The organism is Mucilaginibacter sp. P2_A5 (assembly GCF_056404995.1).
The window spans coordinates 1-15,163 of the sequence record NZ_JBFUCY010000047.1; the positions used below are offsets into that span (position 1 = coordinate 1).

The 15,163-nt window shown below is 43.2% G+C and carries 9 protein-coding genes; 8 read left to right on the forward strand and 1 reads right to left on the reverse strand.

The window, feature by feature from the left end:
* Positions 1–1,078: OmpA family protein (locus tag AC1DXF_RS27605; RefSeq protein ID WP_477451914.1), on the forward strand; the 1,078-nt coding region annotated here is incomplete at its 5' end.
* Positions 1,079–1,220: 142 nt separating this feature from the next.
* Here AC1DXF_RS27605 and AC1DXF_RS27610 read toward each other — a convergent pair.
* Entirely contained in the window at positions 1,221–2,252 is a 1,032-nt protein-coding gene (locus AC1DXF_RS27610; RefSeq protein ID WP_477451915.1) for a LacI family DNA-binding transcriptional regulator, read from the reverse strand.
* A 291-nt stretch (positions 2,253–2,543) separates the two neighbouring features.
* On the opposite strand from AC1DXF_RS27610, the gene AC1DXF_RS27615 reads away from it, so the two are divergent.
* From AC1DXF_RS27615 to AC1DXF_RS27645, 7 genes are all read left to right on the forward strand, one after another.
* Positions 2,544–4,199 (forward strand): glycoside hydrolase family 28 protein, encoded by a 1,656-nt coding sequence (locus AC1DXF_RS27615; protein WP_477451916.1) that lies wholly within the window; start codon positions 2,544–2,546, stop codon positions 4,197–4,199.
* 171 nt (positions 4,200–4,370) lie between these two features.
* On the forward strand, positions 4,371–6,272 hold the full coding sequence (locus tag AC1DXF_RS27620) for a glycoside hydrolase family 88/105 protein (protein ID WP_477451917.1): 1,902 nt from the start codon (positions 4,371–4,373) through the stop codon (positions 6,270–6,272).
* A gap of 26 nt (positions 6,273–6,298) precedes the next feature.
* On the forward strand, positions 6,299–7,768 hold the full coding sequence (locus AC1DXF_RS27625) for a tagaturonate reductase (RefSeq protein WP_477451918.1): 1,470 nt from the start codon (positions 6,299–6,301) through the stop codon (positions 7,766–7,768).
* Between the two features lie 32 nt (positions 7,769–7,800).
* The gene (locus tag AC1DXF_RS27630; RefSeq protein WP_477451919.1) at positions 7,801–9,453 is read left to right on the forward strand and encodes a UxaA family hydrolase; all 1,653 of its coding nucleotides are present in this window, start codon (positions 7,801–7,803) and stop codon (positions 9,451–9,453) included.
* Positions 9,454–9,600: 147 nt separating this feature from the next.
* Positions 9,601–10,614, forward strand: coding sequence for a zinc-binding alcohol dehydrogenase family protein (locus AC1DXF_RS27635; protein ID WP_477451920.1), 1,014 nt, complete (start codon positions 9,601–9,603; stop codon positions 10,612–10,614).
* Positions 10,615–10,616: 2 nt separating this feature from the next.
* Complete coding sequence (locus AC1DXF_RS27640; protein WP_477451921.1) at positions 10,617–12,176, forward strand: MGH1-like glycoside hydrolase domain-containing protein; 1,560 nt, start codon at positions 10,617–10,619, stop codon at positions 12,174–12,176.
* Between the two features lie 217 nt (positions 12,177–12,393).
* Entirely contained in the window at positions 12,394–15,159 is a 2,766-nt protein-coding gene (locus AC1DXF_RS27645) for an alpha-d-galacturonidase (RefSeq protein WP_477451922.1), read from the forward strand.
* Positions 15,160–15,163: the final 4 nt, after the last annotated feature.

Sequence of the window (15,163 nt, forward strand, 5' to 3'; positions counted from 1 at the left end):
TCGCACACCTTTATCGCACACCTTTAGCTTACAATTAGACTATTTGGGTGGTAAAGTACACGGTAAAGACGAGGACGGCAAACCGAAGTTTGGTTACACTGATTACAAAACCTCGTTCAATTCGGGTTCGCTTAGTGCGGTATTTAACATTGCAAGTGTTAGCTTCCTGCATCGCAAAAACAGTGTTAACTTTTATGGCTCTGCAGGCTTAGGTTTAGACATGTACAAAATTAAAGAAAACACATCCGATGATGGCGTTGTTCACACGCTGCCTTTTGGCGATAAAACGGTTAAAGAATTATTTGCCCCGGTTGGCGTTGGTGTAAAGTTCAAACTGTCCGACGCGGTAGCCTTAAATTTGGGTTACACTGTTAGCTTTGTACAAGGTTACAACTTTGGTGGTATTCATACCTATCCGAAGTTTAGCCATTACTCTTATACCTATGGTGGTTTAGAGTATACTTTTGGTCCGAAAACAAAACAGAACCTGACATGGGTAAACCCGGTTGCTCAAATGTATGATGAATTATACGATGCAGCTTTACGCCAGGAAGTTGAAGCTTTAAAAGGCCGTGTAACCAATGTTGAAACTGCTGTTACCGACCTGAAAAAAGATTCGGACGGTGATGGTGTTGCCGATCAGTTTGACAAATGCCCGGGTACTGCTGCAGGCAGCGTAGTTGACGGTTCTGGTTGCGTTATCGTATTCCCTAAACCAGATTCATCAGCAACAGCAGGCCAGGCCCCTGCCACCGCTTACTCAAACATCCAGTTTGAATTTGACAGCTCGGTATTGCGTACTTCATCTTACCCTGTGTTAGATGCAACATCTGCTGATTTGCGTTCTACCGGTAAAAAGGTAGAAGTTGATGGCTTCGCTTCATCTGAAGGTACCGCCGCTCATAACATCTCGTTATCAAAAGATCGCGCTAACTCGGTAAAAACTTACTTAGTTAACTCAGGTGTTGATGCCAAGAAAGTAAAAATTAAAGGCTACGGCGAAACTATGCCAATTGCTGATAACTCAACCGAAGAAGGTCGTGTACTAAACCGTCGTGTTCAGTTCAAACAAAAATAATTTTTAAATTAAACATTAATTGTGAAAGCCCCGGATAACCCGGGGCTTTTTGCGTTTTAAATACCGTTGGCCCGGCTTTAAAGCGCGGTAACCGCTTTTTATCGAAAGGAATCTACCTTAAACGGATTTACTATCTGATGTTTTAGTTTAGTTTTTGAGATGAGAGCCTTTCAATTAATTGGGTATCTACCCGTTCGGTCGTAAATTCTTCAACGGGCCATTTGCTTTCAATTGTTTTTATCAGTAGTTCAGTCGCTTTTTGTCCTATCTGGAATGCAGGCTGGCGGACTACGGTAAGTGGCGGATCAAATAAATCAACAACATCCGAATTGGTAAAACCAGCCAAAGCCAAATCGTCAGGTACTTTTACCCCAAGTTTTTTTAAAATCGACATGCAATTAATGGTCAACCTGTCGCTGCCGATAAAAATAGCTTCGGGCCGGTCATCCATAGCTAACAAAGCTTTCACAGCAAATTCAATTTCGTCGTGAATCATCCCGCCATGCTCGCAGTTTTTTAAATAACCAGGCTTAAATTCGATGCTGTGCTTATCCAATGCTGCTTTAAAGCCGTTGAGTCTTTCAACTGTTATCGATAAGTTATTTGAATTGGTTAAGTGCGCTATCTTTTTAAACCCGGATTTTATTAAAAGCTCCGTAGCATCAAATGCCCCCTTAAAATTATCAGCAACTACCCTATGTGTGTTAATATCTGCAGCTATTCTGTCAAAAAATACAATAGGGAACCCTTTTTCATGAAGATATTTATACTGCGATGTATCTGTGGTTTGGGCAGATAAAGAAACCAGCAATCCATCAACATGTCTTGAAAGCAAGTGCTGCACGTTAACCGTTTCCCGGTCAAACGATTCGTGGGTTTGTGTAATAATAACGTGGTAACCAAGGTTATATGCAATAGATTCGATACCATTTATGGCTTGCGAGAAATAGTCGTTCGCTACCTCGCATACCACAACACCTATTGAATGGCTTTTTTGATCTTTAAGACTTAAGGCAATGGGATTGGGGCGGTAATTCACCTTCTCGGCATACTCCTGAACAAGTTTTTTGGTTTCAGCGCCAATTTCATAGCTGCCCTTTAATGCCCTTGATACGGTGGAGGTGGATACACCCAAAGCCTTTGCAATGTCTTTAATGGTATAAGATTCAAACATAATCTGGTTCCCTGATCCTGCAAATTACGGCAAGATCAAACGTTTTCAAATATTAAGAAATTATTTTACGGCTAAGTTATTGTAAAAAAAACGGATTTTATCATGTTTACCCGTTACCGCCAAAATCACGCAAACGTTACTGGGAACGATTGCGTGGTTTTAGTTGGCCAATTCCTTTTTTTTATAGTTAAGAGCCGTTAATCTTGTTTAAGAATTTTACATAGCGCCGTCAGCAGTGTTGCCTATTTTAATTCGCTACCAATTAAGGCGTAAAAAATTACCTATAAAAGCATGTCGTTAATAAAAGTATCATTTAGTGTCGCAGTCTTATTTGCGGCCGGTTTACTAACTGCATTTGCACAGGGGCCAACGTATTCGTGGCAGCATTTGCCCCGTATAAATGCGCCGGTATTCAAAAAAGATACAGTCAATATTTTAAGCTATGGCGCAAAGCCGGATGGTATTACATTAAATACAATTAATATTAATAAAGCAATTGCTGCCTGTAGCAAAAAAGGTGGCGGAGTAGTGCTTATTCCGCAGGGTTTATGGCTCACCGGGCCCCTGGTACTGCAAAGTAATGTAAACCTGCATGTAAGCAGGGCAGCATTGCTCCAGTTTACCGATGATAAAGCCCAGTATAAATTAATTGAAGGCAATTATGAAGGGCATGCTGCTGTGCGTAACGAGTCGCCCATATCGGGTACCAACCTGCAAAATATAGCCATTACCGGCGATGGTATTATCGACGGGCATGGCGAGGTTTGGCGTGCCATCGGCAAAGACAGGCTTACCGAAAACGAGTGGAAAAAGCTGGTGGCCAGTGGAGGTGTTGTAAGCGAAAACGGCAAATCGTGGTATCCATCAGAAAGCTTTATGAAAGGTGTAAAAACACCCGGGGCCGGTATACTTGGGCAAGGTAAAACCATTGGGGATAATGAATCCATGAAGGATTTTTTCCGACCGAATATGCTGGTGCTTACTAATTGTAAAAATGTATTGCTGCAAGGCGTTACACTTCAAAATTCACCGGCATGGGATATTCATACTTTGTTGTGCCAACACCTTACCGTGCAAAATGTGCGTGTAAGAAACGCATGGAACGCGCAGAACGGTGACGGAATTGACGTGGAGTCATGCAAAAATGTATTGATAGAAGGCAGCACATTTGATGCCGGCGACGATGGCATTTGCATCAAATCCGGTCGCGATGAAGAGGGCCGCAAAAGAGGCAAACCAACCGAAAATGTTATTGTAAGAAACAATGTTGTTTACCGTGCGCATGGCGGCTTTGTAATTGGCAGTGAAATGTCGGGCGGCGCGCGCAATATCTTCGTGTCCGACTGCACCTTTATTGGTACCGATATCGGCCTCAGGTTTAAAACTACCCGCGGCCGTGGTGGGGTGGTTGAAAATATTTTCATCAAAAACATCAGCATGAAAGATATACTTCATGAGGCTATACTATTTGATATGTATTACGGCGGCAAATCACCCGGAGAAGCAGATGAGGTTAACGACCAGTCGAATTTCCCGGTAACAGCAGCTACACCCGCGTTCCGCAATTTTTATGTGAACAATGTAGCCTGCAACGGTGCCGAAAAAGCCATTATGATACGGGGCCTGCCCGAAATGAGCATTAAAGGCATCTATATTGAAAACAGCGTTTTCAAAACAAACGATGGGGTTGATATTATTGAAGCGCAAAACATCAGCCTTAAAAATGTGCACCTGGATAGTAAAAATACCAGCCCGCTTATTAATATTAAAAATGGCAGCAGCATAATTCTTAGCGGCATAACGTATAGCCAGGCGCAATTACTGCTTAAAATAGCCGGCAAAAAATCGGCGCAGGTACAGTTGTTAAATACCGATGCCTCAAAGGCTAAAAATAAAGCGGAGTTTGGCTCCGGTGCCGAAAGCAGCTCACTTATAACAGCAAAATAATGAGGAAATTATACCTGCTGATATTGATCATAGTGATGCCAGGGCGTAGGCAAAAGGACGTGTACCATGGTCGCACCAGTTGAACGCAGCTGATTTTAAAAAATATACTATAAAAAATATCCTGGCCGGTAATGATAACTGGGATGTTTCATCCATAAAATAACCTTAAAAATGAAGAAGATATTTTTGTTGTTTACCATTCTCCTGCAAGGATTATTGCTTCGGGCGCAACAGCAACCCTGGTCTCAGCGCATGGCTGCCACAGTTATGCATATCTGGAAAGATTCGCTGCCCGGTGGTAATTGGTCGTATGATCAGGGCATAGTTTTGCAGGGCATGCAAAGCGTTTGGCAGCAAAGTGCCAACGGCGAATATTTTAGCTATATACAACATGCAGCCGATAGGTATGTTACCGCTGACGGCACTATCCGTACCTATAAAGCGGATGATTTTAACCTTGATAATATTTTAATGGGCCACAGCCTCATTATGCTTTACCGGGTTTTAAATAGCCCAAAGTATTACAAGGCGGCCACTCTGTTGCGTAAACAGATAGACAAGCAACCCCGCGTACCCGAAGGCGGTTTCTGGCATAAAAAACGGTACCCAAACCAGATGTGGCTGGATGGCCTGTACATGGGCGAACCTTTTTATGCAGAATATGCCAGGGAGTTTCACCAGGAAAATGATTTTGATGATATAAGCAGCCAGTTCATCCTGATGGAAAAAAACGCCCGCGATGCTAAAACCGGGTTGCTGTACCATGCCTGGGATCAAAGCAAAAAAGAACGCTGGGCTAATCCGCAAACGGGTCTGTCTGCGTGTTTATGGGCCAGGGCCGATGGCTGGTATATTATGGGCCTGGTTGATGTGCTCGACCAGCTTCCGTTAAATCATCCAAAACGCGCGCAGTTGCTGGCTATTTTAAACCGTTTGGCTGTTGCGATAACTAATTACCAGGATAAACAAACAGGCGTGTGGTACCAGGTGCTGGATAAAGGGGCTAAAAAGGGTAATTATTTAGAAGCATCCGCCTCTTGTATGTTTGTTTACGCTTTAGCCAAAAGTGTACGGGAAGGATATCTGCCCGCAAAATACTTGTTGCCTGCACAAAAAGCATATAAAGGTATTATAAAACAGTTTATTGAAACCGATGCAGCCGGGCAGGTTAATATAAAGGGAACCTGCGGCGCTGTCGGCGTGGGCGGCGAACCATACCGTGATGGCAGCTATGATTATTATACCGGTGTAAAAACCGTCACCAATGAAACTAAGGGTGTTGGCGTTTTTATGCTGGCCAGTGTTGAAATGGAAAAGTTAAAAACCTTGGCTGCAGGCAAAGGCAAAATAGCTTTGCTGGATAGTTATTTTAATGACGAGCACCGGCAGGATATTAACGGCAAAACTGCACCGTTTCATTATAAATGGGAGGAGTGGGATAACAATGGCATTTCGTTTTTTGGGCAGGTGTTTAATAACTATGGTTTCCGTACACAAACTTTAAATGAGGAGCCCACCGCCGCAAACCTAAAAAATACGGCTGTTTATATCATTGTTGACCCCGATATCCCCAAGGAAAACCCACAGGCAAAATATATACTTGAACCGCACATTAAAGCCATAAGCGATTGGGTTAAAAATGGCGGCGTTTTACTGGTACTAAATAATGATACTGGTAACGCCGAGTTTACCCATCTTAACAAGCTGATGGCAAAGTTTGGTATCAGTTTTAATAAAAACAGCATTAACCATGTAGCCGGGCGTGAATTTGAGCAGGGTGCAATAAACATACCTGCCGATAATAAGATATTTAAAACAGCAAAAAAGGTATACATTAAAGAGCTTAGCACATTAAACATTAGTGCCCCGGCTATAGCCCGACTTATTAACAAAAATGACGTAATAGTTGCCACCGCTAAATATGGCAAAGGAGCTGTGTTTGCCGTAGGCGACCCTTGGTTTTACAACGAATATGTAGATGGCCGGAAGCTGCCCCCGCAATTTGAAAACATTAATGCCGCAAACGACCTGGTACGCTGGGTGGCCGGGCAGATTTTATCAAAACATAAATAATCATAAATACCCCAATCAAACAAAGCATGATCTTATCAAAGTATAACCTTAAAAGAATAAACGTTTCAGGAACCGAACTGCCCGGTGAACAACTATTTGAACTGCCCGAAAAGGTATTGCAATTTGGCACAGGAGTGCTTTTAAGGGGCCTTCCCGATTACTTTATTGACAAGGCTAACCGCAGCGGAATTTTTAATGGCAGGGTGGTTGTTATAAAATCGACAGATACAGGCACAGTTGATGATTTTGATAAGCAGGATAATTTATACACCATTTATTCAAAAGGGATTGTAAATGGTAAGGAAGTAAGTGAGCAGCTGATTTCTTCGGCAATAAGCAGGGTGCTTTCTGCCGCCAATGAGTGGGATGAAATTTTGGATGTGGCCAGGAAACCAAAATTAAAAGTAATCATATCTAACACCACCGAAGTAGGTATTAAGTTGGTAAAGGAAGATGTGCGTAAACACCCGCCGGCTTCATTCCCCGGCAAATTATTAGCTGTTTTATACGAACGTTACATGGCTTTTAACGGCAGCGCGGATAGTGGCCTGATAATTATCCCAACCGAACTTATTGTTGATAACGGCAAAAAACTGGAAGCCATTGTATTGGAGCTGGCTCATTTGAATAAACTGGAGCCAGCCTTTATGGATTGGCTGGAAAATAGCAATAGTTTCTGTAATTCATTGGTAGACAGGATTGTGCCTGGTCGCCCGGATGCAGTATTGAATGAAGAATTAGAGACTAAAAACGGTTATACGGATAACCTGTCAATTATGGCCGAAACCTATAGTTTATGGGCTATTGAAGGAGATGATAAAATAAAGGACGTATTATCATTTGCACAGGCGGATGAGGGTGTGGTAATAACACCTGATATTGAATTGTTCAGGGAATTAAAGTTAAGGTTGCTAAACGGTACACACACATTGTGCTGTGCTTTTGCTTATTTATCGGGTTTTAAAACGGTTAAAGAGGCAATGGATGATGAGCAGTTTACAAAGTTTATTACGCAACTGGTGTTTGAAGAGATCAGGCCTGCCATCCCGTATAAAATTGATGATGTTGTAGCTGCTGATTTTGCAAACAAGGTGCTTGATAGGTTTCGCAATCCGTATATCAGGCATGAGTGGTTAAGTATCTCGGTTCAATACGCTACTAAAATCAAAATGCGTGTTATTCCGTTATTATTAAACTATTATAAATTAAACAATACAGTACCTGCATGCATGGCAATGGGCTTTGCTGCCTTTATCCGTTTTATGCGCGTTAAAGCAGGTGATGAGGGGCAATATACCGGTACCATCAACAATGAGGAATATAAAGTTACAGATAGCCAGGCTGCATATTTTGCAAAGGTTTGGGAAAATCCGGATAGCGATGCTGTAATTCAAAACATATTAAAAAATAAAGACTTGTGGGATGCCGACCTGGACATTTTACCAGGTTTTACTGCAGCTGTGATTGAGCAATTTAACCAGTTGAATAAAGGATAAACAGATTGCTGCACTATTAAAAAATTAAAACGATGAAACAACGAATTATAAAAGTACATCCTGCCGATAATGTACTGGTAGCACTTGCCGATTTACAACCAGGCGAAGAGGTTGTATATAAGGGGATTAGTTATAAAGTGCTTGAATTTATACCCGCCAAGCATAAGTTTGCAATTGCCGATATACCCCAGAGCGGCGAGATCATTATGTATGGGGTTTTAGTAGGCAAAGCGCAAAGCCCTATCCCGGTCGGTGGTTTGTTATCTACCGGCAATGTAGTGCATGCAGCCAACAGCTTTTTAACCGGCAGCAGCCATACCGACTGGCATAAACCCGATGTAAGTAAATGGCAAAGCCGGACATTTAACGGTTATCACCGGGAGGATGGTAGCGTGGGTACAGCCAATTACTGGCTGGTAGTTCCGATGGTATTTTGCGAGAACCGCAATATTGAGGTATTGCAGGAAGCGCTGGTAAAGCCTTTGGGCTATGGGCGTAAAAAAACTTATGAAATAAAAGCACAGCAACTGATAGGCATGATTAAGGCCGGCGGAGAGATCAATGAGGTATTGTATACCGAAATTGATGGCGATACAGCCCAGGTAACCAGTAATAAAATATTCCCTAATGTTGATGGTATTAAATTTTTATCGCACACAGGCGGTTGCGGGGGCACACGCCAGGACTCAACTACTTTGTGCGGTTTACTGGCAGGTTATATTACCCATCCTAATGTAGCAGGCGCTACGGTATTAAGCCTGGGATGCCAGAATGCCGAGGTACGGATCCTGCAGGAAGAGATTAATAAACGCTCACCTAATTTCAATAAGCCTTTATACATATTGGATCAGCAAAAAACCGGAAAGGAAGCCGATCTGATGGAGCTGGCCATAAGGCAAACCCTGGCTGGCTTAATGCAGGCCAATACGTACGTTCGTAAGCCGGCGCCGTTAAGCAAATTGGTTATAGGCTTGGAATGCGGGGGCTCTGATGGTTTTTCGGGGATATCGGCAAACCCCGCTATCGGTTACACGTCCGATCTGCTGGTGGCGCTTGGTGGTTCGGTTATCTTGTCTGAGTTTCCGGAGCTTTGCGGTGTTGAACAGAACCTGATTGACCGTTGTTTGGATAAAAATAAAGCCGAGCGTTTTGCCAGTCTGGTGAGCAGCTATAGCCAGCGCGCCGAAGAAGCAGGCTCTGGTTTTTATATGAACCCATCGCCGGGCAATATAAAAGATGGTTTAATAACCGATGCCATCAAATCTGCCGGAGCTGCAAAAAAAGGCGGTACATCACCGGTGGCAGATGTGCTTGATTACCCTGAAAAAGTTACCAAACCAGGTTTGAATTTGCTGTGTACACCCGGTAACGATGTGGAATCAACCACAGCCGAGGTTGGTTCGGGAGCTAATATAGTTTTGTTTACAACCGGCTTGGGTACGCCAACGGGCAACCCGATAGCGCCGGTTGTTAAGATCGCCACAAACACTACTTTGTTTAACCGGATGAGCGATATCATCGACATTAATACAGGTACCATAGTAGAAGGCGATGAAACAATTGAACAGGCAGGCGAAAGGATCCTGGACTACGTAATTAAAGTAGCCGGCGGCGAAATTGAAGTAAGCGCGGTAAGGCATGGCCAGGATGATTTTATCCCATGGAAAAGAGGCGTATCCTTATAGGTATTTACAATTATTAACAATATTAAGAATCAAGAATCAAGACAGCACAAAAGCGTCAAAACATAAAAGTTTTCCAAGCCTTTACCTTACTGTTGCTTTCTCTTGATTCTTGACTCTAACATCTTGATTCTTATCTAAAATAACATAATGAAGGTACTTACCTGTATTACCCCCGGCGAACTGGAGTATGGAACCGCTGATGTTCCGGCGCTTAAACCCGGCTATGCCCTGCTCAAAATAAAACGTATTGGCATCTGCGGCACGGATCTGCACGCGTTTGAGGGTACACAGCCATTTTTTAGCTATCCCCGCATATTAGGGCATGAACTGGCAGCCGAACTGCTTGATGCCGGCGATGCGGATGGGTTTGAAAAAGGAGAGGCTGTAACATTTATCCCATATTTTAATTGCGGCCACTGTATTGCCTGCAGATCGGCTAAGCCCAATTGCTGTGTTAACATACAGGTTTGTGGGGTGCACACTGATGGTGGCATGGCCGAATACCTGCAGGTGCGCTCACATTTACTGGTGCACGGCGAGGGACTTAGTTTTGATGAACTGGCATTAGTTGAACCATTGGCCATAGGCGCGCATGGCGTGCGACGGGCAGGCGTACAACCAGGAGAATTTGTACTGGTTATTGGCGCGGGGCCAATTGGTTTGGGTATTATGGAGTTTGCACGCATAGCAGGAGGAGTGGTTATAGCGGCCGATGTGAACGAGCAGCGTTTGGCTTTTTGCAGGGATAACCTGAAGATTGCCCATACCATTGACGTAAAGGGCGAAGATATCCTGGAGCGGTTAAAAGAAATTACCAACGGCGATATGCCTACCGTAGTAATTGATGCAACCGGTAATCAAAACGCTATAAATGGCGCTTTTCAATACATGGCGCACGGAGCAAGGTATGTGCTGGTAGGTTTGCAGCGGGGCGATATTGTGGTTAGTCACCCGGAGTTTCATAAACGTGAAGCCACCCTGATGAGCAGTCGCAATGCTACCCGCCAGGATTTTGAGCATGTGATCTTATCCATGAAAAACGGGTTGGTTAATCCCCAAACTTATATTACCCACAGGGTAACATTTGATGAAGTAAAAGATCAGTTTGAAAGCTGGCTAAACCCTGCCAATGGGGTAATTAAAGCTATGGTTGAAGTATAAATATGACCAGGAGAACTATTATAATAAGTTTTACAATAGCTTTGTTTGCTCTTGTAACAGATGGTGTTTATGCGCAGCAAAAGGCGTTGATAGGCTATGATAAGCTAAAAACTTATGTAAGCTACTTTAATGCAATAGATACCGAGACGGTAAAGAACTATGTAACCAATGATGGTGCTTATGATTGGATGGCCAAAAACATACCGTTGTTTGAATGCCCCGATTCGGCCATACAAAAAATATATTATTATCGCTGGTGGACGTTCCGTAAACACCTGAAACAAACCCAGGATGGCTTTATTTTTACAGAGTTTATTACACCGGTAAGTTTTACGGGCGTTTACAATAGTTCGAGCAGTGCGCTTGGTCACCAAATTTATGAGGGTAGGTGGCTGCATGATCCTCAATATATAAACGACTACATCAAATTCTGGCTCTATGTTGACCCAAAACAAAAGAAGCCTCATTTGCACGCTTTCAGCAGCTGGATTGATGATGCCGTTTATAATTATTACCTGGTTAACCTCAATAAAGATTTTGTAGAGCAGGTAATACCTGCCTTAAATACCGACTACAGGCAATGGGAAACCGAAAAGCAACTACCCTCGAAACTGTTTTGGCAGTTTGATGTAAGGGATGCCATGGAAGAATCCATTAGCGGCTCACGAAAAATAAAAAATAAGAGACCTACCATTAACGGTTATATGTATGGTAACGCTGTGGCCCTATCAAAAATGGCATCATCGCTTGGCATCGATTCGTTGAAAAATAAATACAGCCAAAAAGCTATCGAACTTAAAAAACTGGTACAGGATAGTTTATGGAGCGATTCTGCTTCATTTTTTGAGGCACGCAGGCCCAATGGGAGCCTGGCCGGTGCCCGTGAAGAATTGGGATTTATCCCATGGTATTTTAACCTGCCCGATGACAAACCCGTTTTTGCCAAACAATGGGATCAGTTGACTGATGATAAAGGTTTTAACGCACCTTGGGGTATTACTACAGCCGAAAGACGCCACCCGCTCTTCCGCACACATGGTACCGGGCATGGCTGCGAGTGGGATGGGGCAGTTTGGCCATTTGCTACTACCCAAACCCTAAAAGGACTGGCAAATTTGCTTACCGATTATCAAAACAAAGGCAGCATGACCCCGGCTGTTTTCTATAACGAACTGCATAAATATGCCTTATCGCATATAAAGCGGGGAGTGCCGTATCTTGGTGAGTACCAGGACGAAAAAACCGGCTATTGGCTTAAAGGCGATAACCCGCGCAGCAGCTATTATAACCACTCTGGTTTTTGCGACCTGGTGATCAATGATTTGGTTGGCTTAAAGCCCCGCGCCGATAATATGCTGGAGGTTTTTCCGCTTATCCCTAAAAATCAATGGAAATGGTTTGCATTGGATAATGTGCTTTACCATGGTCATCGCATTAGTATCTTATGGGATAAAACCGGCACCAAATATCATAAAGGCAAAGGTTTTATAATTTATGCCGATGGTAAAATAATTATGCGCAGTACACGGCTTAAGCATGTATTGGTAAGGATGCCTGTTTAATTAGCAGCTTACGTTATCTCTTTCATGGATTGCAAAGGCTGCAATAATGGTAATATCGTACAGTAGCTGGGAAAAATATCAGATGAAACTACCATGCTATACTGATATTTTTGAATGTTATACAACCAATTAAGTTCAACCTTAATACCATCTTAACATAACCTGCTATACCAAGTCTGTCCCCCTGAAATGGCTTTGTAGCCAATGATGTAAAAACATGAAAATGAGAATAACCCATAGCTACGTTGCGCTTCTGATACTGATATTCAGCTGTTTTCATTCCTCATTGAAGGCCCAGGACCCCGGCAAAAAAATAACCATCGTGCTGCCTTCAAAACATCACGAACGATTAGATTATGGCGCTCAAAAACTGAAGTCAGCCTTGCAACAGGCCGGTTATATAGTTACCATACAGCAAAATACTAAAGCGGTGGCCGGTAACGCCATTTTTGTTGGTCTTTTACAGGATCCTGTTATTAAAAGAGCATTGATAAAGGAACATGCTAATGTTCTAAAATTTCCTGGTAAAGAAGGCTTTATAATTAATAGTACCAATAATACGACTATCATAGCCGGCGCGGATAATTCCGGTACTTTATATGGTTGCCTGGAACTGGCCGGCAGGGTAAAAATAGCGCATGCTTTACCTCTTAAATTGGCAATAACCGATCAACCCGAAATGGTATTGCGCGGCGCTTGTGTTGGTGTTCAAAAACCAGCATTATTGCCCGGTCGTGGCACTTACGAATATCCTTATACGCCCGAAAATTTTCCCTGGTTTTATGATAAAGTACTTTGGCTGCGTTACCTGGATTCTTTGGCCGAAAACAGGATGAACTCTCTATACTTATGGAATGGTCATCCTTTTGCATCACTGGTTAAAGTAAAGGAATATCCTTATGCCGTTGAGGTGGATGACGTCACCTTTAAAAAGAATGAGGAGATATATCGTTTCCTGGCGAGCGAGGCCGATAAACGCGGCATCTGGCTGATCCAGGGCTTTTATAACATCATCGTATCTAAACCCTTTGCTGAAAAAAATAACCTCAAAACACAGGACAGGAACCGCCATATAGTACCCGTAATTGCCGATTATACCCGTAAATCAATAGCGGCCTTTGTACAAAAATACCCGAATGTAGGTTTGTTAATCACGCTTGGCGAAGCTATGGAAGGGGTAGGGCAGGATGATATAGACTGGTTCACCAAAACCATTATTCCCGGCGTTCAGGATGGCTTGAAAGCATTGGGCCGTACCGATGAACCGCCGATTGTATTGCGTGCGCATGATAGCGATGCGCCATCAGTGATGAAATACGCCAAACCATTATATAAAAACCTGTATACCATGGCTAAGTATAATGGCGAGGCGCTTACCACCTATGAGCCGCATGGCCCATGGGCCGATCTGCACCGTACCTTAAGCCGCATTGGTACCGTGCAGATAGAGAATGTGCATATCATGGCAAACCTGGAACCTTTTCGCTATGGCTCACCGGATTTTATACAAAAATGCTTGTTAGCCATGCACAATGTTTACGGGGCAAATGGCTTGCACATATACCCACAGGCATCTTACTGGGACTGGCCTTATACAGCCGATAACACAGGTGGACAGCGGCTATTACAACTGGATAGGGATTGGATTTGGTACAAGGCATGGGCACGCTATGCCTGGGATAGCCATCGCGGCAGGGGAGACGAGATAAATTATTGGGCTAAGCAGCTGGCCGCCAAATATGGCTGTAATGAAACCTATGGCAAGGATATTTTAGCAGCGTACGAGCAATCGGGCGAAATAGCCCCGGAATTGCTCAGGCGCTTTGGTATTACCGATGGCAACCGGCAAACCATGACCCTGGGTATGCTGATGAGCCAACTGGTTAATCCCGAAAAATATGGTTTGTTCACATTACTTTATAACTCTGAAGGACCGGTTGGCGAAATGATGAGTGAGTATGCCGAAAAGGAATGGAAACACCAGCCCCACATCGGCGAAACACCTGTTAAAGTAATTGATAGTGTAATAGTGCAGGGGCACAAAGCTGTTGAGGCTATTGATCGGGCATCGACACAGATAAAAAAAGATAAAACTGAATTTAACAGGTTAAAAAATGACATCTATTGCTATAATGCTTTAGCAAACAGCTATGCTTATAAAGCAAAAGCAGCATTATGGGTGCTTCGGTACAAATATTCGGATAACATTGCCGACCTGGAAAAGGCCTTACCTGAATTGCAAACCAGCCTGGATTATTTCAAACAGCTGGTTAATCTTACCAAAGATACTTACCTGTATGCTAATAGCATGCAAACTAAGCAGCGTAAAATTCCCGTTGGCGGCAATGATGCCAAAATGAAAACCTGGGTAGAGCTGCTGCCCGTTTACCAAAAAGAACTGGATAATTTTAAACATAACATCGACTCGTTGAAATCGCCGCAGGTAGCGGCAAAAAAAGCTGATAAGGTAAGCCTTACCAACGCGCAGGCAGTGATTAAAACAAGGGATATGGCCTTTTACAAATTGAGTAACGGTGAACAGGTATTTGCTGATACTGCTGTAGTTGTTAAAAATGCAGCTCCTGAGCTGGCAGACCTGCAGGCTTTAAAATTAATGAAAGCAGATCAGCTTAAAAATGGTACTGAGCTAAGTTTTACCAACGCCAAGCCTGTTAAGGTGCTGGTGGGTTTTTTTAATGAGAAAGACCCTAAATACTTGCCGGAACCACAATTGGAAACAGATGCCAGTGCCAATGATTACGGCCAGGCAGATATAAAGATTGCCAATGCTATACAAGTAGAAGGTTTACCACCGGTTAATGTGCATACCTATTCGTTTAAGGCGGGCACCAACACGCTTACGCTGGGTAAGGGCGCTTGTTTAATTTTAGGTATTGTTAATGATGATGCCTATATCCCGGTTTATGATGCCGGATTGAGCAATACAGGTAACATTAAAGATTTACGCTGGTTATTTAACTAAACAG